Below are 2026 nucleotides of genomic sequence, written 5' to 3' on the forward strand. Positions count from 1 at the left end.
AGCGTTGGGGCGGCGAACAGGGCGACCGTCGGCCAGTCGCGGTCGGCCTTCCAGATGGCGAACCACTGCTCGAACTTGAGGTCGTGGATGCGCCCGAGGCCGACGAGCCCGATTGCGGCGCACACGGTCATGATCAGCATCAGCCACATCGTGTTGATCTCGGTGAAAGACGAGATCCCGAGGCCCATGCCCGCGGCGGCGATCGCGATGGCGGCGCCGGTCGCGACCTGTCGGTACGTGAAGCCGAACAGCGGCCTCGCCTCGTAGTCCTGGATGTCCTTGCGCAGGATGATCTCTACCATCAGCCCATCGCCCCCATGATCGTGTCCGCTATTTGCTTGGACTGCCCGCACAACGCCGAGAAGCCGTAGCAGCCGGCCATGGACGCGAGCAGCGAGATGATGGTCCAGACCGTGTCGTCGATTCCGGCATTCGGCTTGGTCGCCAAAAGCGACCCGGCTGCCGAGAAGCAGATCCCGGCGAAGGCGATGATCGTTATGAGGATCGCCGCCTGGAGGCACACGCCGGCGAACTTCTTGAAGTACCCGATGCCCGACGGCCTGGTCTCGCGCGTCGTGAGCATCACGAGCGGGAAGCCGGCGAAGGCCGTCATCAGGTAGATCTCGAACATGCGGGTGATGGTGAGCGTGAGGACCTTGATCAGGCACAGGCCGGTCGAGACGAGGATGACCAGCGCCACGAGCGCGTAGCCGACCGACCACGCGAACTGGCTGTACCTGATCTCCATCATGGAGAGCATGAAGGAGTTGAAGCCCACGCCGCCGATCTGTCCGGCAGCAAGCGTGTCGGAGACCTTGTTGGCGACCCATAGGAAGACCTCGTACACGCCGCCGCACAGCTGCACGGTATGGCTGATGAGGACCATGACCAGCGAGAACTTGACGATGATCCAGACGTAGTTGCCGGCCATCGAGAAGTGGTCGCCGCGGTTGGTCGAGACCTCCTTGGAGAACTCGAGCAGGGCCCACACGCACGCGAGGCCCAAAAAGCCCACGCATATCGGCTGGATCACCTTGACCGAGACGTCCGCGGCCGCCGAGTACATCTTGGCGAAATCCGACCCCTTGCCGGTGAAGTCGAGCTTGAGCAGTCCCGACGACGAGATGCACTGAAGCATCGCCTCGCCGCAGTCGACGCAGAAGCTCGCGATGCCCTCGGCGGTGCTGTAGACGAAATAGGAGACCCAGGGCCCTGCGTTTACGACATCGAAGCCCGGATACTCCCCGCAGGCGCCCATCATGAGGTCGTCGTCGGTCCACATGGTGTTCGTGGTGATGCTGGAGTCTTTCTTGCGGTCCTTGATCGCCTGGTGGTAGTCGTCCTTGTATTTCGCCTCGAAGCTCTCCTTGGAGGTCTCAACGGCCAGGGCCGGCGATGGGCAGGCCAGTGCGGCCAGGGCCGACGCGACGAGCGCGAGCGCCAGCACGGCCGCGAGCGCGGCGCGCCCGGCGGCCGCCGGCCCGCCCGCGCGCCTGATATTTCCCGTTAGAGCAGTCATATGGAGTTCCCTCCGTCGTCCCTACATCGAGGGGAAGGTGAGGTAGCTGCCTCCGACCAGGCCGATTGCGGCCATTGCGCCGCCCAGCGCGATGACCCAGACCGCGCCCTCCTGGGCCTGCGCGTCGTGGGCCTTGCCGCCGGAGACCCAGCGGAAGACGCCCACGGCGGCGGTGATTCCGCCGACGAAGGTGAGGATCTGCCAGAGGTAGTTCAGGAGCTGGTTGAAGAAAGCCATGTTGGGTTTTTCCCTTCTGTTGTCGCGGCGCCGCCCGTATGGCGTTGGCGCCCTGTTGACCCGCCGCGGCGGGTGAGATATGACGACCGGCGGGGTCTCCCCCGCCGGGGGTCTCCTACATGAAGAACTCGGGGTCGAAAAAGGCGCGCGCCTCCTCGATGCGCCAGCGCATCTCCTCGATCTCGGCGCGGTGCGCGCGCTCGCGCTCGCACTTGCGGTCCCAGTTCCAGTCGTCCAGGTTGAACTCGCCGACCTCGCGCAGCTCGTGGT

The 2026-nt window shown here is 65.0% G+C and carries 3 protein-coding genes; all 3 read right to left on the bottom strand.

The genetic code is table 11. The features are described from left to right. The coding region (locus ACMO6A_RS10070) for a PrgI family protein (protein ID WP_418471187.1) at nucleotides 1–302 on the bottom strand (302 nt) is incomplete at its 3' end. Beyond that, nucleotides 302–1519, bottom strand: coding sequence for a hypothetical protein (locus ACMO6A_RS10075; protein ID WP_418471188.1), 1218 nt, complete (start codon nucleotides 1517–1519; stop codon nucleotides 302–304). The genes ACMO6A_RS10075 and ACMO6A_RS10070, both read right to left, overlap by 1 nt. Before the next feature lie 21 nt (nucleotides 1520–1540). Continuing rightward, the gene (locus tag ACMO6A_RS10080) at nucleotides 1541–1756 is read right to left on the bottom strand and encodes a hypothetical protein (protein WP_418471189.1); all 216 of its coding nucleotides are present in this window, start codon (nucleotides 1754–1756) and stop codon (nucleotides 1541–1543) included. Nucleotides 1757–2026: the final 270 nt, after the last annotated feature.

The organism is Eggerthella sp., from assembly GCF_048329335.1.
Lineage (GTDB): Bacteria > Actinomycetota > Coriobacteriia > Coriobacteriales > Eggerthellaceae > Eggerthella > Eggerthella lenta.